The sequence below is a fragment of the Thalassovita gelatinovora genome (genome assembly GCF_001458355.1).
GTDB classification, from domain to species: domain Bacteria; phylum Pseudomonadota; class Alphaproteobacteria; order Rhodobacterales; family Rhodobacteraceae; genus Thalassobius; species Thalassobius gelatinovorus.
In genome coordinates this window covers 1-21,027 of the sequence record NZ_CYSA01000008.1, presented here as the reverse complement: position 1 = coordinate 21,027, position 21,027 = coordinate 1, and the positions used below count along the sequence as shown (strand labels likewise).

Sequence of the window (21,027 nt, the reverse complement as noted above, 5' to 3'; positions counted from 1 at the left end):
TTCAGATATCTGGTCCCGCACACAGAGCAGCATAGTTTTGTACCGATGAAGCATGCCCCAGGCTTTGCACTGCGTCGATGACAATCCCCTGCGCAAGAAAAGACATCCGGCAACCAACCGCCCAATAGCGTAAGTTTTATGCACCATATGATGCAATATCGCACACAATGAACGTCCACAACATCGGATGTCTATCCTTTTGTTACTGACGACACGAAAGGATCAGCGGTCAAACTGGCACGAGTTCATCCACACAGCAGATCGCGACATCGCGTAGTGCCCACCTCTATGCTCCATTATTAAGGATAGGATTATCCCTTACCGAAAAGGCTTCAGACCTTTTCCTGAGTTTCGTTTACGCCCCGACCGGGACTAAAGCCTATTGACGACTTGCAATTCTGCACATGCGTTGTTCGATAAGCTGCACTTTGCTTCTTGCCGCGTTTGCACCAGATTATCGCTAGCAAACAGGAGGTTCCAATGACTTTCAGACCCGTTGCCGCCACCAGCCAGGCCCAACCGACGATGGAAGGCGCCGGGGTGCAACTGCACCGTGTTTTCGGCTTTGATGATCCGACGCTGACCGATCCGTTCTTGATGATGGACGATTTCCGCAATGACGACCCAAGGCTTTATGCCAAAGGGTTCCCTTGGCATCCGCATCGCGGCATCGAAACCATCACCTATGTGCTGGAAGGATCGGTGGAACATTCCGACAGTTTGGGCAACAAGGGCGTGTTGCGCCCCGGCGGGGTGCAATGGATGACCGCCGGGTCTGGCATCGTGCATCAGGAAATGCCTAGGGGCGACACCAAGGGACAGATGCACGGATTTCAGCTTTGGGCCAACCTGCCTTCCAGTTTGAAAATGACGGCACCGCGATATCAGGATATCAGCGGCAGCGACATTCCGGTCGAAGTGGATGACGACGGCACCGCCATTAAGGTGATCATCGGAAAATTCTGGGGTCTGAACGGACCGGTCGACGGCATCGCCGCTGATCCTATGATGCTGGACGTGTCCGTACCGGCAGGCCGGCGCAAACTGCTGAAGGTCGATACAAGGGCAAACGCCTTGGCGTATGTCTTTGCCGGATCGGGCACGTTCCGCGATGCCAGCGACCCGGTCGGGATCAAGGTCGAAAAGGAATTCGGCGGTCAGGAACTGAACATTCGTGACATGACCGGCAACCGCACCTTGGTCCGGTTCGGATCGGGCGACGAAATCATCGTTCAGGCGGGCGAGGACGGTATTCGTTTTCTGCTGATGACCGGACGACCAATTCAGGAACCCGTTGCCTGGCACGGCCCCATTGTGATGAATACACGGGCCGAACTGAGGCAGGCGTTTGCAGAGCTGAACAATGGGACATTCATCAAGCACAAGGCCGCGTCCTAGCGGCCGAGTGCGATCCCTTCTCGGCGCGGATCGGCCCCGCCCTGCAAGTTGGTTCCGATCGCAATCGCGTGCAGCCCGGAATTCAGGGTTCCAAGTTTGACGTCATAGCCCATCTGTTCAAGCGACGTGGTAAGGGAAGCCGTAATACCGTCTTCTACGTCATAAGTGCCAAAACGATTGACCAGATGCCTCATGGCGACCGCTTGCTGCACATCCATGCCCCAATCGAGATGCGCAATGATTGCCTGCGCGACATAGCCTATGATCCGGCTGCCACCGGGAGACCCAATCACCAAAACCGGCTTGCCATCCTTCAGAACGATCGTCGGAGCCATCGAGGATCTGGGCCGTTTACCGGGGGCAACCGCATTGGCAATGGGTCGGCCATCGCGGTGGGTTCGGAAAGAAAAATCGGTCAATTCATTGTTCAGAAGAAACCCGCGCACCATCAACCGCGACCCAAACGCGTTTTCGATCGTGGTGGTCATCGACAATGCGTTACCATAGCCATCAACGATCGAGATATGTGATGTCGAGGGAAATTCGATCGCGTCGTCATCGGCCCAGTTCAGCGCGTGATCGAAAGCCGGAGTCCCCGGCGCGACCTCAGGCAACGCATCATCTCCGCCCAGCAATTTATTGCGATCAATTAGATATCCATCGTCCAGCATACCTTTGACCGGGACGGGTAAAAAGTCATTATCGGCCACATAGCGACCCCGATCGGCAAAAGCCAAACGACTGGCATCACCGATCAATCGCCAACTTTCCGGACTTTCCGGTCCCAACCCGGACAAATCGGAATGGCGCAACAGGCCGAGGATTTGCCCCACGGCCAAACCGCCCGAAGACGGAGGCCCCATGCCGCAGACATCGTGCCCGCGATAGGAAACACAGACCGGATCACGTTCGACCACACGGTATATCGCCAGATCGAGCGGCGCAAGTTTGCCTGGATTGCCCGGCGCTGTTTGAACTGAGGTCGCGATATCCGCCGCAATATCGCCTGAATAAAACACCCCAACACCTTGATCTGAAATCGTTCTCAAGGTCTCGGCATATGCCGGATTGCGTAAAACCTGCCCCGCTTCGAGCGGCGCGCCAGCCGGCAGGAAATAGGCTGCGGTTTCTTCAAATCGTGCCAGCCTGTCGTGATCACGCGCCACCAGCGATGCCAGACGCGGGGAAACGGGAAACCCATCTTCGGCCAGCCGGATAGCATCGCCAAACAGCCCGACCCAGGGACGTTTCCCCCATCGGCGCTGCGCTTCGGCCAATAAGGCAGGCGTGCCGGGCGTGCCCACCGAAAGTCCCCCGACGACCGCGTCGAAGAATTTCAGCGGCTCGCCCGCGTCGGTCTGAAACAGGCGCGGCGTCAACGCCAGTGGCGCGGTTTCACGACCATCCAGCGTGGTCAGTTTGCCGGTTTTGGCATCATACCAAAGCAGGAACGCTCCACCGCCCAATCCCGAGGATTGCGGTTCCACCAACCCCAAAACGGCCTGAACGGCGACAATCGCATCCGCCGCCGTACCGCCGTTTTGCAGGATCTTGGCACCGGCTTGCACCGCAAGCGGATTGGCCGCAGCAATCATCCAATCTTGTGCTTCTACCGGCAGGCCGTTCGCTTTCGCCCGCAGCGAAGCCAAGATGTCTTCGGATGCGTTTGGCCACAAGACAGATAGGTCGGATTCGGCCTCCGGGGCAACCGCATCGGCCGCCTGTTGCGCATGGGCGGTCACAGACCAACAGGTCAGCGCCGCGAGTGTCAGAGAGCGAAGTCCCTTTTCAACGCCCCGACGCATCAATCAATCCATCGACTGCAGCACCAGATCGGGCGGCCGGTGCCCGTCTGCGAAGGTCTTGATATTGATGATAACTTTTTCACCCATTTCAAGCCGTCCTTCTACGGTGGCCGATCCCATATGAGGCAGCATCACCACATTGGTCAATGCGCGCAGGTCGGCATTGGTTTCGGAGCCATGTTCATAAACATCCAGCCCCGCGCCCGCTAGTTCGCCAGCCTTCAGCATCCGGGTCAAAGCGTTTTCATCGATCACTTCACCACGCGATGTGTTCACGATCACTGCCGATGGCTTCATCAGCTTCAGTCTGCGGGCATTCATCAGATGGAAGGTCGAAGGCGTATGCGGGCAGTTGATCGACAAAACGTCCATCCGCGCCACCATCTGATCCAGGCTTTCCCAATAGGTGGCCTGCAACGCGTCTTCCGTTTCTTCGCGCAGGCGACGGCGATTGTGATAATGCACCTGCATACCAAAAACACTGGCGCGCCGCGCGACCGCTTGCCCGATCCGCCCCATGCCCAGAATGCCCAAACGACGGCCACTGACCCGACCACCCAGTAAAGCGGTGGGCGACCAGCCCTTCCATTGACCCGTCTCAATGACGGCCAAACCTTCGGGGATACGGCGGGTCACGGCAAGAATCAGCGCCATTGTCATGTCCGCAGTATCTTCGGTTAGAACGCCGGGCGTGTTGGTCACCTGAATGCCGCGCTGACGGGCGGTGGCGACATCGATATGATCCACCCCTGCCCCGTAATTCGCAATCAGCCGCAGCTGGTCGCCGGCCTGAGCGATGACGCTCGCATCAAGATGATCGTTCAGCGTCGGCACCAGAATATCGGCCTCTCGGAGCGCGGCAACCAGTTCTTCCCGCGTCATTGGGGTATCGTCGTCGCGCAACCGCACGTCGAACAATTCCTTCAGTCGCGTTTCGACCACGTCGGGCAAGCGTCGCGTAACAACAACACTCAGACGTCCAGATGGCATCTCGGGCCTCCTCCTGCTTCCAAACCGCACGGCTTGATGTCAGAGTGGAGCAAGACCAACCGGGGCACAAGAACCCCCGCAATAAAATTTCACGAGCAGTGAGCAGATTGATGAAAATTACCAATCGCTTCGTCGCGGCCGTCCTGTGCGGTCTGTGTCTGTTTTCTCCGCTCCGCGCCGAAGAGCGCGGGCCGGTGACCAATCTGCCGCTGCCGCGTTTCGTTTCCGTCAAGGCATCCGAAGCGAATGTCCGGCGCGGGCCCAGCCTGACCCACCGGATTGATTGGGTATTCAAACGCCGCGACATGCCGGTGGAAATCACCGCCGAATACGGCCATTGGCGGCGAGTTCGCGACCGAGACGGCGCTGGGGGCTGGGTTCATTATTCGCTGCTGTCCGGGGTCCGGCACGTGATCATCGACCAGGATATGCTGGCCCTGCATGTTCGTCCCGATGCCGATACAGCAATCACCGCCCGGCTGGAACTCGGCGTGATTGCCAAGCTGGAAGACTGCACCAAAGAATGGTGCAAACTGCGCGCAGGCGGCTATCGCGGTTGGGCCCCCAAGGATGCGCTGTGGGGCGTAAAATCGGTCGAAATCAGGGACTGATCCGGTCTTTTATCTTGCGGTGGATAAATCGCGGTCTAGGCTGACGTCAGTTTATTTTGCCGAGATTTCATCCATGCGCTTCTTGATCCTTATTTTTGCACTCTGCCTGACATCCCCGGCCTGGTCCCAGTCGGCCGCTCCGAATGGTGCCGAACAGCCGTCGGGCCCGATCTCGGTCGAAGACAGCGCCACCACCGATGCCGCGATCGCCGTTCGTATCCGCGATATCCTTTCGGAATTGGAAGGGTATGACGACGTCACCGTCACCGTCACTTCGGGTATCGTGACGCTGAAAGGCACCACGCTCGATCTGGCCCACGCCGAGGCGCTGAATGATCTGATCACCCGGGTCAATGGGGTGGTTGCGATCCGTAACGAAGTGGCAGAAACCACCGATGTCGTTGAACGGCTGAACCCCGCAGTGGACCGTTTTACCAAGCGCACCGCGCAATTCGTGGCCTATTTGCCGCTTCTGGCGGTGGCGCTGATCGCTTTCGGCTTGATCTTTGCCTTCGGGCTGGTGCTGGCGCGGATGAAACAGCCTTGGAACCGGCTGGCCCCAAACAGCTTTATCGCTGACATCTACCGGGTGATCGTGCGGCTGGGATTCTTGATCGCAGGGCTCGTCATGGCGCTGGATATCCTTGGGGCCACGGCATTGCTGTCGACCATTCTCGGTGCCGCGGGAATCGTCGGGCTGGCAATTGGTTTCGCGGTGAAGGACACGGTGGAAAATTTCATCGCTTCTATCATGTTGTCGATCCGGCAGCCGTTCCGGCCCAATGACGCCATCGAAATCAATGGCGACGAAGGCAAGGTCATTCGCCTGACCAGCCGCGCCACCATCCTGCTGAGCTGGGACGGCAACCATATTCGCATCCCCAATTCGACCGTATTCAAGTCGCGAATCGTCAACTACTCCAGCAACGCCGAACGGCGCTATACATTTGATCTGGCCGTTGCGCCTGAAAGTGATCTGGCTCTTGCGCTCAGGCTGGGCGAACAGACTCTGGCCAAACTGCCGTTTTCAGTTGCCAGTCCCGCCCCGTCGGTCTGGATACACGAAGTCGGCGACAGCACGATAACACTGCGGCTGGCCGGCTGGATCGATCAGACCAAGACAGGGCTCCTTGCGGCGCGATCGGAAGCAATCCGCATTCTCATGGCCACCTTCACCGGGGCCGGAATCAAAATGCCCGAACCGACTTACCGGTTGATCACCCAAGATACCTCTGCGGGAAAACCGTCCGTCGCTCCAGCGCAAACCCCGCGCGCACTGGACGTAGAGGCCCGCGAAGAACAGGCACTGGAACAGATTGTCAAAGAAGAACGCGAAACGAAGAGCAACGATGATCTGTTGCAGAAATCCGCCCCTACGGAATAGTAAAAAAATTGTCATTTCTGCTCTTGCACCCGACGGCAGCGTTTCGTAAATAGCGCCTCACAGTTGGGGTGTAGCCAAGTGGTAAGGCAACGCTTTTTGGTAGCGTGTACCGTAGGTTCGAATCCTACCACCCCAGCCAGTACTTCCTGAACATCACATTGATAGCGCCTCAATGCTGCTCAGGGTCAGAACTGCCCCTTATCGGTCTTATTTTGGGTTTGCGTGACGATTTGAGCAACGCGCAGCATTGGCCACTTTGGGGTATCCCCTCTCCAAGCTGTCGCCCCTTTTTGTCACCGCGGCTTGCTCGTATTACGGTCGGTCCCCGCTCAAAAGTTATCGCTTCGGTGTCCCTAATCCCAATACGAATGGACACTTAACATCCCTCGAAACCGAATATTCACTAAAAAATGCAAGACAAACGACGTTCCCCTTAGTAATCTGCCAGCAAAAAAGCAGGCAGAGCAGTAGGATATCGCCCATGAAACCGAAAACGGTCGGGCGCAATGACGGTCAATTGACCGCAAGGCGTCATGTTGAATCCAGAAATGGAATAATGCCCGGGACACTGATCCTGACATTGGACGGCGCATTGCCAGTGGAAACACTGGTCCCAGGCGACAAGATCATCACTCGGAACACCGGACTGGTCGATCTGAAAGCGATCGGTCATGAGCTCGAAATTTGCGAAACCGTGCGCATCCGCGCCGGATCGCTGGGCCATGACCGCCCCGACAGCGACACCATCCTGCCCTCGCGGCAGAAAGTTCTGATCCGCGATTGGCGGGCCAAGGCGCTTTATTATGCCGATCAGGCCATGGTCGACGCCCGCCGCCTGGTGGACGGTGAATATGTCCGGTTGCAACCGCGCGCCCAACACATGGTGTTCCGCCTCGGCTTCGAAAGCCCGCAGGTGATCTATGCCGACGGGTTGGAACTGGCCTGCGCCACCGCACCGGTCATGGCTGACTAAGCAGACGCCTAAACACCTTGGGGAGCTGTTCGGACAAATCCTCGGCCATCAGCCCGGGACCGAATTCTAAGGCGCATTCGACATGCAACCAGGCAGCGGTTTCCGCAGCACTTTGCGGCGCAAATCCCCGCGCCAGCAGGCCGGCGATGAAGCCGGTCAGCACGTCCCCCGACCCCGCCGTCGCCAGCCAGGGCGCTGCCCTTTCATACTGCGCCGAATTGATGCTGCAGCGCCCGTCCGGCGCCGCGATCACCGTGTCGGGCCCCTTGAACAACACCACGCAGCCCGCGCGTTTCGCCGCCTCCCGCACCGCATCCACCTTGGAATAGGCAGGCCCCTGCACCGGCGCGGTCTCCAGTTTCGCGGCAATATCCGGGAACAGCCGCCTGAATTCGCCCGCATGCGGCGTCAGCACGCAGTTTTCGTGCAGCTTTGAAAACAGCGCCGCGTCCTGCGCCAGCAGGGTCAGCGCATCGGCATCCAGCACGCTCGCCCGCCCCGCCTCCAGCGCCGCCGCCACCAGCGCCGCCGCGCCCGCGTCCAGCCCAAGCGCCGGCCCCAGCCCGATCGCGTTGAACCGCGCATCCTCCAGCACCTTGGTCAAGGCGGTGGCATCGCCCACCCGCCGCAGCATGATCGCGGTGACCTGCGCCGCCACCTCCGCTTGCGCCGCCGGCGGCACCGCCAGCGTCACCAGCCCGGCCCCGATCCGCAGCGCCCCCCGCGCCGCCATCCGCGCCGCCCCGGTCCGGCCGGGCCTGCCGGAAAGGATCAGGGCGTGGCCATGGGAATATTTATGGCCGCCATAGCCTTTCGCCAACAAACCCACAAACGGCGCATCAAATTGCTTGGCAATTTGCTTCCAGTTGGCCTTTCGCCACTCATGATCTTCGCAAAGCCCAATGTCCTGCACAACCACTTTGCCGCTGTAATATGGCCCCACGGCGAGTACATGCCCCAGTTTCTTGGAATGGAACGTGACAGTTAAATCCGCGCTAATCTCTTCGAGATCGAAGGGAGGATCTGCGCTATACAACCTCCTGCCGGAATCCGCACAAACGCCGCTGGGCATATCCACAGAAACAACACGCGGTGCGGGATATGCCGCGCCGCGATTTTCAGGCGACAAGCGCCACTCTGTCAGCTGCGTCACCCAGCCGAACGCATTAAAATTCTCAACAGGCCGGGTCAGCCCTGTGCCGAACAAAGCATCAACCAGCACCGAGTCTTCGCGATAGATCGAGGGATCCATCCAGAATTCACCATCATATTCTGTCACCTCCCCCATCTCCAACCACCGCTCATAATTCGCCTTCGCATCCGGCGGCAGCTTCCCCGCATCGCCGTAAAGAAAAACCTCCACCTCCCAGCCGCGCTCTTTCAACAGCCGCGCCACCACGAACCCGTCGCCGCCATTATTCCCCGGCCCGCAAAGCACCACCGCCCGCAACTTCTTCTGTTCACAAATATCCTGGGGGGAGTCCGGCCCCGCCGGACGGGGGGCAACGCCCCCCTCCCCGCCCGCCGCAGGCGAAACGGCAAGCTCCGGCCATTCCGCGAAAATCGCTTCGACAACGCCTTGCCCGGCGCGTTCCATCAGCTCCAGCCCGGTCACTTCACCCGACTCGATTGCCGCTTGTTCGATGGCGCGCATTTGTGCAGCACTCAGCAGTTCTGTCATGAATTCAGCAACAAAGTTTTCATTTCGCACACCTTTTAATCTTTTTGATGTTTTTTTAATCGTGTTCCGAGAATCCGCCATGGCCGTTCCCCGCGATTTACTGTAGCCAATTGAGGCCGCCCAGTGAAAGTGATCTGTGCCATGAACGAAGCATCTGGCGAGGAGACCCAGCGATGAAAAAGATCGAAGCGATCATCAAGCCGTTCAAGCTTGATGAGGTAAAAGAAGCCTTGCAGGAGGCCGGCATCCAAGGCCTCAGCGTAATCGAAGTCAAAGGCTTCGGACGCCAGAAAGGCCATACCGAACTTTATCGCGGCGCAGAATATGTCGTGGATTTCCTGCCGAAAGTCAAAATCGAGGTCGTGCTGGATGACGATCTTGTCGACGGTGCCATCGAGGCGATCATCGACGCCGCCAAAACCGACAAGATCGGCGATGGCAAGATTTTCGTCAGCCCCGTTGAACAAGCTATTCGCATCCGTACCGGCGAAACCGGTTCGGACGCGCTGTAATTACCCATAAACGAAAGGGATAAAGGGAATGAGCAAGGACGCAGTTCTCAAGACCATCGCGGATGAAGACGTCGAATATGTCGATATCCGCTTCACCGATCCGCGCGGCGCATTGCAGCACGTGACCGTGATTGCCGATGAGGTCGATGAAGACTTCCTCGAAGAAGGCTTCATGTTCGACGGGTCTTCCATCGCTGGCTGGAAATCGATCGAAGCCTCCGACATGAAACTGATGCCCGACACCGACTCGGCCTATATCGATCCGTTTTATGCGGAAAAGACCCTTTGCATCCATTGCTCGGTCGTCGAACCCGATACTGGCGAAGCCTATGAACGCGATCCGCGCGGTACTGCCGAAAAGGCCGAAGCCTATCTGAAATCGACAGGTATCGGCGATACCGCCTATATGGGTCCGGAAGCTGAATTCTTCTTGTTCGACAACGTCAAATATTCGAACTCGATCAACAAAGTTTCTTACGAAGTCGACGCTATCGACGCATCGTGGAACACCGACACCGATTATGAAATGGGCAACTCGGGCCACCGTCCGGGCGTCAAGGGCGGCTATTTCCCGGTCAACCCGGTTGACGACGCACAAGACCTGCGGTCCGAAATGCTGTCGACGATGAAGCGCATCGGCATGAAGGTCGACAAGCATCACCACGAAGTGGCGTCGTGCCAGCACGAACTAGGCCTGATTTTCGGCACCCTGACCAAGCAGGCTGATGAGCTGCAGAAATACAAGTACATCATCCATAACGTGGCTCAGGCCTATGGCAAGTCGGCAACCTTCATGCCCAAGCCCATCGCGGGCGACAACGGCACCGGCATGCATGTGAACATGTCGATCTGGAAAGACGGCAAGCCGCTATTCGCAGGCGACAAATATGCCGACCTGAGCCAGGAAGCGCTGTATTTCATCGGCGGTATCTTGTCCCACGCCAAGGCGCTGAACGCCTTTACCAACCCGTCGACCAACTCCTACAAGCGTCTGATCCCGGGTTTCGAAGCGCCTGTTCTGCGGGCCTATTCGGCGCGCAATCGGTCCGGTTGTGTCCGTATCCCATGGGCCGAAAGCCCGAAAGCCAAGCGCGTCGAGGCCCGTTTCCCCGACCCCGCGGCAAACCCCTACCTGTGCTTCGCGGCGCTGCTGATGGCCGGCATCGACGGAATCAAGAACAAGATCGATCCGGGCGAAGCCATGGACAAGAACCTGTACGATTTGCCTGCCGAAGAACTGGCCGGCATCCCGACGGTTTGCGGTTCGCTGCGCGAAGCTTTGGTAGAACTGCAGGCTGATATGGACTTCCTGATCGCCGGTGACGTGTTCACCAAGGATCAGATCGACGGCTATATCGATCTGAAAATGGAAGAAATCCAAACCTACGAACACACACCGCACCCGGTGGAATTCGCAATGTACTACAGCTGCTGATTTCCAATACGGAATTAAAAATACAAAAGGGCGCCTTCGGGTGCCCTTTTTTTCTTGGAATTCCGTCGCCGAAAGGCGACATAATTTCACAAGAATGCCACCTTTGCGTGAACCTGCGCCATAGAATGTCCGTTTTTCTTCGTCACACAAAGTCATGAGCAGTTAGCTGGAGATCTGTCATGAAAAAGGACGAGTACCGATATTCGGCGGGTTTGGTGTTTCTCGAACGGAAACATGTCGACACAATAGAGCTATCAAACGAAATTCAGGAAATCCTGGAAACGCATGGCCATCGTATTCGATCGATCAAGGCGCTTGAAGGCGATCATATCTGCATCTGCACCGATACGATGTCTGTGGACTTGTCCCCCCGCCTGATCACCGCAGGCAGCAACGCCAACGCGATCTCGGCTGATCCCGATGGCATATTGGCACGGGCGAAAATGATCATTGGCCTGTCCATATCCGTTTCAAAGCAAACGGACATGGCAGAAACCCAAGCAATCAAGCGTCAATTGAAACCGTATCTGGCGGAAATCACCTATCAGCTTGCGCTGGCCAGCAGGCCCTGTTTCGTGATGTGGTTGCGGGCCTCTGCGATTCTGGAAACCTTGGAATTCATTGAAACGGCACCGCTGATAATGCCCTCGAAAACCGACGTTTCCCCGCGCGATATGATGCAGGCGCGCGGACAATGTTCTGAAACAGCAGAACAAGTTTATGACACCACAACCGCTGGCAAAGCGGCAGACAAAGCAATGGATACTGAAGGTAGCCTGGCGCTCCGCACGGCAAGCTGGACCATGGTAACGACGATCGGATTGTTCTACCTGCCATTCGCAATTGTACTGTGCATCATCAACATCGTACGCGGCGAAGATCTCCGACTGGCCGCACACACATTGGCGCTGACCGGGTTCGCGATCACCCTGAACGCCTCTGGTGCCTTCGCCGAAACGATGACGATGCTGGGGTTGTGATCCGCAACCTTTGACAAAACCAACACAAAACGCCGCCATAAACTGTTTGGCGGCGTTTTTTTCGTGCGATACTCTAACTTCATTTCAATCACTCGGATCAGGCGCATGCCCTCACGTGTTATCAAATCTCTTTTTTTCGCTCTGTTGACCGGCCTCTACGCGGCCCCGGCCCTGTCTGCCCCTTGCGGCAATACTTCGGCAGGCTTTGCGGCCTGGAAAACCGCCTTCGTCACCGAAGCCCGCAGCGCCGGGGTCGGGCAAAAGGGTCTTGCCGCGCTGAAGGGCGCGCAATACGCTACCAAAACCATCTGGGCGGACCGCAATCAGAAATCGTTCAAGTATTCGCTGGAAAAATTCATGCAGGTCCGCGGTGCCGACACCATCGTTGCGCTTGGCCGTAAACGCAAAGCGCGCAACCCAGCTTTCTATACGAGTCTGGAAAAACACTACGGCGTACCCGCAGGCGTTCTGTTGGCGATTCACGGCATGGAAACCGCCTTTGGCAATTTCATGGGCGACAGCAATGTCATTTCGGCGATCACAACGCTGGCCTATGATTGTCGTCGTTCGGATTTTTTCACACCGCATGCGCTGGCGGCGCTGAAACTGGTCGATGAGGGCGCGATTTCAGCCGGTTCCATCGGTGCCAAGCATGGCGAACTGGGCCATACCCAATTCCTGCCCGGCAACATCCTGCGCTACGGCGTGGACGGCAATGGCGACGGCCGGGTCGATCTGACCAATGAAACCGATGCTCTGGCTTCGACCGCGCATTACCTGAACAAAAAGGGCTGGAAGCGCGGCAAGGGGTTTCAACAAGGGCAACCCAATTTCGAAGTGATCAAGGAATGGAATGCCGCTGGTGTCTATCAGAAGGCAATCGCGATCATGGGTGCGGGCATCGACCGTTAAACGTCGTCACCACGCTCGGGCGACTGCGCCCGGGATCATGTAGGTATGGATCGAAAACACCACCGCACGGCTTTCTGGCAAACGCATCAGGACCTGCCGTTCGCTGCGCAGATAAGCGGCGTCTTTCTCTTCTGAAACGGGTTCGTGTTCGCCTTCCAGTCGCGGATTAAAAAGCGTCGGTTCATGATACCACAACACATTGAAGCGCCACAGCGGCCGCTCGGCCTGTATCCCGTCAAGCAGTCGCTGAACCCGTTTGGCGATATTTTCGTCATAGGGAGCGACCGGCACATGGATGCCCGTCATTGGCTTTAGGAATTTTTGCCGCAACGTCCAATTTGAAGGAAAGCACAGCACCGCTGCCGTCAGTACGTGTTCGTCGCCCTGTTTTTGCATCACGCAGAGATCTTCTTGCACCAACCGTCCGAGAGTGACCATAGGATCGTCGAGGTCGATCGTCACCTTTGTGCCGTCGGGACGGATCACATGATCGGAATGCACCGAAAATGTCGGATGCCCGCGCAGAAAATCCAGCACCTGATCCAGCAACTCCTCGGCCGCCGGGTGCGCTTCGGGCGCCATTGCGACGACATCGTCGCGTCGGGTCGCCAACAATGCGTCCCGCAAGGCCATCTGTTCATTATAAGCCTCGTCGAACAACAACCACTCGGCGGGGTCCAGCGGCGCAATTCCCGGCAATGGACGCCGGGATCTGAAGTCATAGGGCAGTGTTTTCTGAACAATCCGGATCATACCATAGACATTTGACCTAATCCGCAAACAATCGCAATTCTTTCCTAAACTGATCCAAGCTTATGACGTATGGCCTATATGACGCCCCAAATAAGGTCGTCCATTTGGTATAGTTCTCGCTGGTACTTGCCTAAGCCATACGGGGTAGCCCCCGAAAGACAGGGATTAGTCCTTATTTTTAAGGGTAATAGAATCATCTGTACGCGATATCGCGCTGCATCCGGCCCGTCCGGATTCCGCCGATGTTGGCTGGAAAACCGTGCCGGTTTCCCGGGCTATTTTATATGCTGATATCTGGAAATTTCGGACAATCCTTACCCCCTTTTGAAGGGGCGGCAGGTCGATAAAGTCGGCGTTCCGGCGATTTCATAGACTTCGATCCCGGCCAAACTCACCCTCATCTCTACAAGGTCCCCGATCCGCCTGCCAACGCGGCAGCCCCGGTTGGAACCACCCAATACGCAGCACGTAACCAGCAACCACCTTTTCCACGGAAAAGAGGGAACAGAGATGATTTACCTAAACGCACAGACAATTAGCGGTCAGCAGTATAACCAGGAAATATTCGGAGCGAATATCCTGGCCAGCCGCGACCAGCTTGGCGAAGACGGCACCTATGACAATGCTGCCGCAGCACTTGGGGTTCAGCATGTACGCTACCCCGGCGGATCGTTGACTGAGGACTATTTCGACCTGTCAAATCCCGACAACACTTCCGCAATCGACCCCGATACCGGTAGAGAAGTGGAATTGCTGCCTTATACGGAATTCATGACCTACGCCGAAGAAAACGATATCGATGTGACCATCGTTCTTCCGACGCGCCATTTCCTGACAGAAGAAACCGATGCAAACGGTCATCGCTTCGCCAATGTCGACGAGGCCTCCCTACGCGGGTTCATTCAGGACACGTTGAACGGCGAACACGGGTCTCCCACCATCCGGGCCTTCGAGATCGGCAACGAATACTGGGGCAGCGGCGAAATGGATTCGCTGGAATACGGTCGTGTTTCCAGCCAGATGGCCCAGATCCTGAATGAAGAAATCGACAATCACTCCGAAGGTGACACCGCCTATTCCGAAGTCGATATTCTGGTGCAGAACGGTCAGAATTACGGCTCGGCCCGTTTGATCGGCGATTACGATCATCTCGACACTGCCGAAGAACAACTCGAAGCAATCATGGAAGACTATAATGTCGAACTTGATGAAAGCTTCGTTTTCAATTCGGGCGAAATTTCATGGGCGCGGGTCGCCAATGAAATCATCCTCAGCGAATTCGACACCGCCGAAGAACGCGACGCAGTCGATGGCGTGATCGCGCATATCTATTCGCGCGGCGATGGAAGCCCCAACAGCCGCGAATACGATCTGAACGTGATCGATTCGACCTGGGGTGAACAGATCGACGGTCTTGATACCTATGTCACCGAATGGAACCTGCGCGCCAACCGAACCAATTGGGACCCCGAGGAACAATATGGTCTGCGTCAGGCGCATGAGATCCTGAACATGACCGAAGTGTTCGTCGAACATGACGTCGAGGCCGCGCATATCTGGGCCGTACAGCAGAACAATCTGACCAACCTGGCCGGCAACGAAGGCGATGATGGTCGCCTGACTGTTCCCGGCGAAATGTTCCGTATGATGAATGAATCTTTGGTCGACACCCGCCCGGTTTCCTTCGAAGGAAGCGGCAACCGCGAACATGAACTGGCCGAAGAAGACACCAGCGTTCACGGCTTTTACGCCGAAGACCGCATGGTCCTGTTCATCGCCTCAAACACCGAAGACACCCAGCAAAGCGTGATCGACCTGTCACAGATCATGAGTGGCGCAGGGGAAATGCATATCGATGTTCTTGGGGTCAAGGATGGGTACAATCCCACTTCGCCGGAATCTCTGGCCGAAGTCACCACCCTTGACCCCGATCAAGTCTTCGACAATGGCATCCTGACAACTCAGATGGATGGCTATGAAATCATCCGCGTCGAAATCGACAATCCTGATTATACTGCGGATTTCATGAGCGCACTCAACGGTGCCCCCAAAGCCGAAGACGAAGTCGTCGACGACCTTATCGAAACCCCCGTCATTCCCGAGGTCCCCGCCGCGGCAGAAGACGAAGCAGACGCCGCTGACGCTGGTGACGACAGCGAAGACGATGGAATGACAGATGCCGGCGACAGCGATGGCGGTGGTTCAGGCGGAATGGGGCTGGCATTGGCCATCCTGCCATTTCTTGCCCTTCTTGGGGGCCTTTGATCCAAGAACCTCAACGGACCACATGATCCTGGCGGGTATATGCCGAACACATGACATAGGATTTTCCAGGTCCTCGCGCCTTGGTATAAAAATCCAGCGATACGCGGTACCGATCCGGGGTGCACCAACGAATTGTTTGCACTGATTTTTCCGGCAGGACCCCGAAAAATCACTCTCATTTTCAAAACGCACAAGTCTGTCCAAATCTGACCCATACCTTTGATATAATTGTACCGTATTTAGCGTTTACCCCCGCCCTCCCTCCGAAAGCACGGCCGCTTCCTTTGGCGAAATGCCCCCCTTTTAAATACCCTCCTTTTATTGTGAATGTGTTTCACCTTGTAGATCCGTATCCGTCCGGGTGGTTTTCGCTCTGCCATTTCAGATGCACACCCCTGCGAAGCCTTCGCTTCGGATCAATATCTGCCCATGCGGCGACATATCCGGGCCCCTGCCCTTGCTGTGAAGCGCTCGCGCCGCTAAAGACAGCCAGAACGCCAGCTTTCCAAGGAATTTGACGATGATCCCCCGCTATTCCCGTCCCGAAATGGTCGCCATCTGGTCACCTGAAACCAAGTTCAAGATCTGGTACGAGATCGAAGCCCATGCCTGTGACGCGATGGCCGATCTGGGCGTGATCCCGCGCGAAAACGCCGATGCCGTTTGGCAAGCAAAGGATGTGGAATTCGACGTCGCCCGGATCGACGAAATCGAAGCCGTGACCAAACATGACGTGATCGCCTTTCTGACCCATCTAGCCGAACATGTCGGGTCCGAAGAAGCCCGGTTCGTGCATCAGGGCATGACATCGTCGGATGTGCTGGATACCTGCCTGAACGTGCAACTGGTGCGCGCTGCGGACATCCTGATCAAAGGGCTGGAAAAACTTCTCGCCGCGCTGAAAACCCGCGCGATGGAACATAAAATGACCGTCCGCGTTGGTCGCAGCCACGGCATCCACGCCGAACCCACCACCATGGGTCTGACCTTTGCCCGGTTCTATGCCGAAATGGATCGCAACCTGACCCGCCTGAAACTGGCCCGTGAAGAAATCGCCACCGGCGCGATTTCCGGCGCTGTCGGCACCTTCGCCAATATCGACCCGCGCGTCGAAGACCATGTGTGCAAGATGCTGGGCCTGACCCCCGAACCGATCAGCACCCAAGTCATCCCGCGCGACCGCCACGCGATGTTCTTTGCGACTCTGGGCGTCATTGCTTCGAGCATTGAAAACGTCGCCATCGAAATCCGCCACATGCAGCGTACCGAGGTGCTGGAAGGTGCGGAATTCTTCTCGATGGGGCAAAAGGGTTCGTCAGCGATGCCGCATAAAAAGAACCCGGTTCTAACAGAAAACCTGACTGGTCTGGCCCGTCTGGTGCGCATGACCGTGATCCCGGCGATGGAAAACGTGGCGCTGTGGCACGAACGCGATATTTCGCACAGCTCGGTCGAACGCGGGATCGCCCCGGACGCCACCGTGACTTTGGATTTCGCCCTGAACCGTCTGGCCGGCGTAATCGAAAAAATGCTGATTTTCCCGCAAAACATGTTGGACAACATGAACAAATTTCCGGGTCTGGTGATGTCTCAGCGGGTGTTGCTGGCGCTGACACAGGCCGGTGTGTCGCGCGAAGATGCCTATGCGATGGTTCAGCGCAACGCGCTGAAAGTCTGGGAAGACCGAGTTGATTTCCGCGAACAGTTGCTGGCCGACAAAGATGTCGTCGCAGCCTTGGGCGCGGATCAGATCAACGCCAAGTTCGACATGGATTACCACACCAAGCACGTCGACACGATCTTCAAGCGGGTCTTTGGCGAAGCCTGATTTCGCAAGAATCGCAACCTATGCTAAGCTCCCTGTCATGTTTCAACGCATGACAGGGAGTTTTTTATGTTCAGGATCGCTTTAACAGCATTCGTACTCACTCTTGCCCCGCTGTCGGCTTTTGCCGAGTGTTTCGGTGATCATCAGCAGGCGATGTCCTGCGCTGATGGTGCCGTCTGGGACAGCGAAACCAAAAGCTGTATCAAAGTCACCGGATAGGCTGGCATCAGCCAATCTAAACGAGTCCGCAGCCGGTACAGCCGCGCCGGTCCTGCCGGCTTGTGAAAATCGGAATACTACAACCAGATCGTGGTTTGTGTATGTTTACTGATATGCTGTGCCGACCATTGGACCGAACCGCCTCTTGCCCACTTCCCAGAGCGCATAAGGTAGTGATCAACGGTCCCGATCACGACCCGTAACAGGCCAAAGCCCAAAACGAAAACAGCCGGAACACTGTTCCGGCTGCATCAATCACTCTGTCACGGTTCAAGCCGCGTGGCTGCGCCGGGGACGACGCCGCTTAGCATTTCCGCCGGGTTTGGAAGCGTTGTTCGCTCCACCACCGCCACCGCCATATCCGCGTCCACGGTTGCGCTGTCCACCCGAGCGGCCCTTGCTTTTCTCTTCGGCGACGAATTTCGGCATGGTGCCGCTGGCCACCGGCACTTCGATCTTCATCAGCTTTTGAATCTGGTGTAGCCGATCGACCTCTTCTGCCGCACAAAACGAAATCGCTTCGCCTTCGCGCCCGGCGCGCGCGGTTCGCCCAATCCGGTGAACATAATTGTCCGGCACTTCCGGCAATTCGTAATTGACCACATAGGCCACACCGGGAATGTCGATGCCGCGTGCAGCCACATCGGTGGCGACCAGAACCGTTATCGTGCCATCGCGGAACGCCTTGATCGCGCGGTCGCGCTGACCTTGGCTTTTGTTGCCGTGGATCGACGCAGCGTTATAGCCATCGGCGACCAGGCCCTTCATCAGCTTTTCCGCCCCATGTTTGGTGCGGGCAAAAACCAGCGTCAAAGCATCCGTATCTCGTGACAGGATTTCGCGCAGCTTGGACTGTTTCGCCGGTTTTTCAAGGAAATGGACCGACTGGGTAACCTTGTCGGCTGCCTTGCCCGGCGGCGACACCTGTACCCGGCGCGGATTATCGAGATACGCGCGGCTCAGTTCTTCCATCTGTTTCGGCATCGTGGCCGAAAACAGCATTGTCTGGCGCGGTGTGCCCAGTTGCGGTGCGATCTTGCGCAGCGCATGGATGAACCCCATGTCCAGCATCTGATCGGCTTCGTCCAGCACCAGATGGCAGACCGACCGAAGATCAACCGCGCGACGGTCCATCAGGTCGATCAGACGTCCGGGCGTCGCGACCAGAATATCGGTACCGCGCGACAGCAGGTTGATTTGCCGGCCAATGGATTGGCCCCCGACCACGGTGGTCACGCGAATTTTCGACCCATCGGTTAACACCCGCAGGCTATCGGCGATCTGGTTAACCAACTCGCGCGTCGGGGCCAGAATCAGCGCCTTGGCAGTTTTCGGGGCGGGTTTGCCGGGCTGGGCCAGCAAAGTGTCGATCAACGGCAGGCCAAAGGCCAGCGTCTTGCCGGTGCCGGTCTGGGCCAGACCCAGAATGTCATGGCCCTGCATCGCCAGCGGAATCGCCTGGTTCTGAATCGGGGTAGGTTCGGTAAATCCGGCGCGTTTCAGGGCGTCGTTCAGTGTCGGTGCAAGACCGAGCATATCAAAATCGAGCAAGTCGTATCCTTTGTCACCGCGCATGGCCTTTGCCAAACACGGCTGTGTTGCTTGGGCCGTGCTTGCACGGCTTGCGAGGGTTCGCGGGACCTCGGGACAGGCGGGCGTTTCCCGCGCCATCCGGTCTTCGCGTCAGGAACCCTGCGTGATGGGGAACTGGAAATTTTGTACGCTGTTTGCCCGATTGAGGGCACGGCATGCTCACGCGGCAGCGCAGCGACAGTGCCGATATGGGGGAGCGCCGGGCATCTGTCAAGCTTTGGTTTAAAAGCGACCGCGCCATTTCGATGAGTTCCACTTCACCGGTCGCTTGAAAAATACGGACGCATCGGCGCCAGAGGAGGACGGAGCACTTTGCTAAATACCGTCGCGGATCAAAGGCCATGGCCTGTGGAAAGCAATCAATGCCTAGAACCAAGGTCCCCCAAATTTATAAGAAGATGGACCGTACCGTCCGGTATCTGGGCGTGGATCGTAAAGATGGTCTTGCCACGGTTTAGTTCCGGTCTCTTTCGAGCAATGTTTGCTATGAAGGAGATAAAGAATGGCACCGAGATACACAGACGAGTTTCGCCGTGATGCTGTGCGCATCGCAACCACCAGCGGCCTGACGCGACCGCAGGTTTCATCCGATTTGGGGGTGGGATTATCGCCGCTAAACAAGTGGGTTCAAAAGCATCAACATGAATAGCCCCTAGATTTGTAGACGCTTTCTTCCCTAACTTTGAGGCAAGGAGGCCGTTATGGGGAAGCCAAATTTCAGTGAAGATTTCAAGCGCGATGCTGTGCATCAAATTACGGTTCGGGGTTATCCCGTTCGGGAGGTTTCCGAGCGTTTAGGTGTTAGCACACATTCGCTGTACAAATGGATGAAGCTTTACGCGAAGGCAGCGTCACAGACATCATCTGTGGACCACGAGGCCGAGAACCGGCAGCTCAAACGGGAACTGGCGCGGATGACGGAGGAGCGCGATATCCTAAAAAAGGCAGCCGCGTACTTCGCCAAGGATGCAAGATGAAGTACGCGTTCGTGGCCGAGCATCGCCCTCAGTATTCGGTGCGCAGGATGTGTCGTTGCCTCAACATCCATCCCAGCGGGTTCTATGCATGGATTAAGAATCCGTTAAGCCACCGTGCGCGTGAGGATGCCCGCCAAACCAGGCTGCTCAAAGATGCGTGGAAGGATAGTGGCAAGGTTTATGGGTATCGCAAGCTTCATGATGATCTCGTTGAACAAGGCGAAACCAGTTGCCCAAATCGTATTGCCAGACTGGCCCGTTTGGCAGGTGTCCAGGCTCAGATCGGCTACAAGCGCAGGCCTGGGACGTATGGCGAGAAACGCGCGAAAGTTGGTGATGCCCTGAGGGACGACATATCATGGCGGTGTTCAGACGCCGTCAATTCTCTGCCGAGAAAGGGATATGCCACATGCCAGAGACTACCATCACCCAACTGCCGGATCCATCGGGTTTTTCCACTGACCCGTTCACTGACATCCTCCGAGATGGCGCGCGCAAGCTGATCGAACAGGCGATCCACGCGGAACTGTCTACGCTCATGGCCGCCTTTTCGGGGGACAGGCTGGATGACGGCCGCGCGCGCCTGGTGCGCCATGGTCATTTACCCGAACGCGAGGTGATGACCGGCATTGGTCCTGTGTCCGTGAAGGTGCCGCGCGTTCGGGATCGCGGAGCGGGCGAAGACAAGATCACCTTCACGCCCAGCATCCT

At 56.9% G+C, this 21,027-nt stretch carries 16 protein-coding genes, 1 tRNA gene and 2 pseudogenes; 14 read left to right on the top strand and 5 right to left on the bottom strand.

All coding sequences use genetic code 11. The annotated features are described in order from the left end of the window. The first annotated feature begins 480 nt into the window (after positions 1 to 480). Positions 481 to 1,398 carry a pirin family protein gene (locus tag TG4357_RS03875; protein WP_058261568.1) on the top strand — a complete coding sequence of 306 codons (918 nt, stop codon included), beginning with the start codon at positions 481 to 483 and terminating at the stop codon, positions 1,396 to 1,398. Here the strand turns inward: TG4357_RS03875 and ggt are convergent. Both ggt and TG4357_RS03865 read right to left on the bottom strand, forming a co-directional pair. Next, positions 1,395 to 3,203, bottom strand: coding sequence for a gamma-glutamyltransferase (gene ggt, locus TG4357_RS03870; protein WP_058261567.1), 1,809 nt, complete (start codon positions 3,201 to 3,203; stop codon positions 1,395 to 1,397). The genes TG4357_RS03875 and ggt overlap by 4 nt on opposite strands. Before the next feature lie 3 nt (positions 3,204 to 3,206). Next, positions 3,207 to 4,193: a 2-hydroxyacid dehydrogenase gene (locus TG4357_RS03865; RefSeq protein WP_058261566.1), complete on the bottom strand. Its 987-nt coding sequence runs from the start codon at positions 4,191 to 4,193 to the stop codon at positions 3,207 to 3,209. 110 nt (positions 4,194 to 4,303) lie between these two features. Here TG4357_RS03865 and TG4357_RS03860 point away from each other — a divergent pair, with 110 nt between their 5' ends. From TG4357_RS03860 to TG4357_RS03845, 4 genes are all read left to right on the top strand, one after another. Next, on the top strand, positions 4,304 to 4,804 hold the full coding sequence (locus tag TG4357_RS03860) for an SH3 domain-containing protein (protein WP_058261565.1): 501 nt from the start codon (positions 4,304 to 4,306) through the stop codon (positions 4,802 to 4,804). A gap of 73 nt (positions 4,805 to 4,877) precedes the next feature. Next, a complete protein-coding gene (locus TG4357_RS03855) occupies positions 4,878 to 6,188 on the top strand; it encodes a mechanosensitive ion channel family protein (protein ID WP_058261564.1) in 1,311 nt (436 codons plus the stop codon). Positions 6,189 to 6,252: 64 nt separating this feature from the next. Beyond that, positions 6,253 to 6,327: transfer RNA gene (locus tag TG4357_RS03850), tRNA-Gln, on the top strand. 342 nt (positions 6,328 to 6,669) lie between these two features. Beyond that, on the top strand, positions 6,670 to 7,161 hold the full coding sequence (locus TG4357_RS03845) for a Hint domain-containing protein (protein ID WP_058261563.1): 492 nt from the start codon (positions 6,670 to 6,672) through the stop codon (positions 7,159 to 7,161). Here TG4357_RS03845 and TG4357_RS03840 read toward each other — a convergent pair. Beyond that, complete coding sequence (locus TG4357_RS03840) at positions 7,148 to 8,842, bottom strand: bifunctional ADP-dependent NAD(P)H-hydrate dehydratase/NAD(P)H-hydrate epimerase (protein ID WP_058261562.1); 1,695 nt, start codon at positions 8,840 to 8,842, stop codon at positions 7,148 to 7,150. The two genes, TG4357_RS03845 and TG4357_RS03840, sit on opposite strands and share 14 nt — an antisense overlap. 173 nt (positions 8,843 to 9,015) lie before the next feature. On the opposite strand from TG4357_RS03840, the gene TG4357_RS03835 reads away from it, so the two are divergent. The 4 genes from TG4357_RS03835 (at position 9,016) to TG4357_RS03820 (ending at position 12,681) form a co-directional block, all read left to right on the top strand. Continuing rightward, positions 9,016 to 9,354, top strand: a complete 339-nt coding sequence (locus tag TG4357_RS03835; RefSeq protein ID WP_058261561.1) for a P-II family nitrogen regulator — start codon at positions 9,016 to 9,018, stop codon at positions 9,352 to 9,354. Positions 9,355 to 9,382: 28 nt separating this feature from the next. Beyond that, on the top strand, positions 9,383 to 10,789 hold the full coding sequence (glnA, locus tag TG4357_RS03830) for a type I glutamate--ammonia ligase (RefSeq protein WP_058261560.1): 1,407 nt from the start codon (positions 9,383 to 9,385) through the stop codon (positions 10,787 to 10,789). A gap of 179 nt (positions 10,790 to 10,968) precedes the next feature. Continuing rightward, positions 10,969 to 11,769 (top strand): hypothetical protein, encoded by an 801-nt coding sequence (locus TG4357_RS03825; RefSeq protein WP_058261559.1) that lies wholly within the window; start codon positions 10,969 to 10,971, stop codon positions 11,767 to 11,769. 105 nt (positions 11,770 to 11,874) lie between these two features. After that, positions 11,875 to 12,681, top strand: coding sequence for a lytic murein transglycosylase (locus TG4357_RS03820; protein ID WP_058261558.1), 807 nt, complete (start codon positions 11,875 to 11,877; stop codon positions 12,679 to 12,681). Positions 12,682 to 12,687: 6 nt separating this feature from the next. On the opposite strand, the gene TG4357_RS03815 is transcribed toward TG4357_RS03820, so the two are convergent. Then, entirely contained in the window at positions 12,688 to 13,434 is a 747-nt protein-coding gene (locus TG4357_RS03815; protein WP_058261557.1) for a heme-dependent oxidative N-demethylase family protein, read from the bottom strand. 510 nt (positions 13,435 to 13,944) lie between these two features. Here TG4357_RS03815 and TG4357_RS03810 point away from each other — a divergent pair. After that, the gene (locus tag TG4357_RS03810) at positions 13,945 to 15,699 is read left to right on the top strand and encodes a hypothetical protein (protein ID WP_058261556.1); all 1,755 of its coding nucleotides are present in this window, start codon (positions 13,945 to 13,947) and stop codon (positions 15,697 to 15,699) included. A 520-nt stretch (positions 15,700 to 16,219) separates the two neighbouring features. Further along, positions 16,220 to 17,527 carry an adenylosuccinate lyase gene (purB, locus tag TG4357_RS03805; RefSeq protein ID WP_058261555.1) on the top strand — a complete coding sequence of 436 codons (1,308 nt, stop codon included), beginning with the start codon at positions 16,220 to 16,222 and terminating at the stop codon, positions 17,525 to 17,527. A 489-nt stretch (positions 17,528 to 18,016) separates the two neighbouring features. Here purB and TG4357_RS03800 read toward each other — a convergent pair whose 3' ends face one another. After that, a complete protein-coding gene (locus TG4357_RS03800; protein ID WP_058261636.1) occupies positions 18,017 to 19,297 on the bottom strand; it encodes a DEAD/DEAH box helicase in 1,281 nt (426 codons plus the stop codon). A gap of 544 nt (positions 19,298 to 19,841) precedes the next feature. On the opposite strand from TG4357_RS03800, the pseudogene TG4357_RS18990 reads away from it, so the two are divergent. The 3 genes and pseudogenes from TG4357_RS18990 to TG4357_RS03790 all read left to right on the top strand — a co-directional run. Further along, positions 19,842 to 19,979, top strand: a pseudogene (locus TG4357_RS18990) (transposase); the annotation flags it as partial. A gap of 61 nt (positions 19,980 to 20,040) precedes the next feature. Beyond that, a pseudogene (locus tag TG4357_RS18985) lies at positions 20,041 to 20,666 on the top strand (transposase); the annotation flags it as partial. 59 nt (positions 20,667 to 20,725) lie between these two features. Next, the coding region (locus TG4357_RS03790; RefSeq protein ID WP_438695864.1) for a transposase at positions 20,726 to 21,027 on the top strand (302 nt) is incomplete at its 3' end.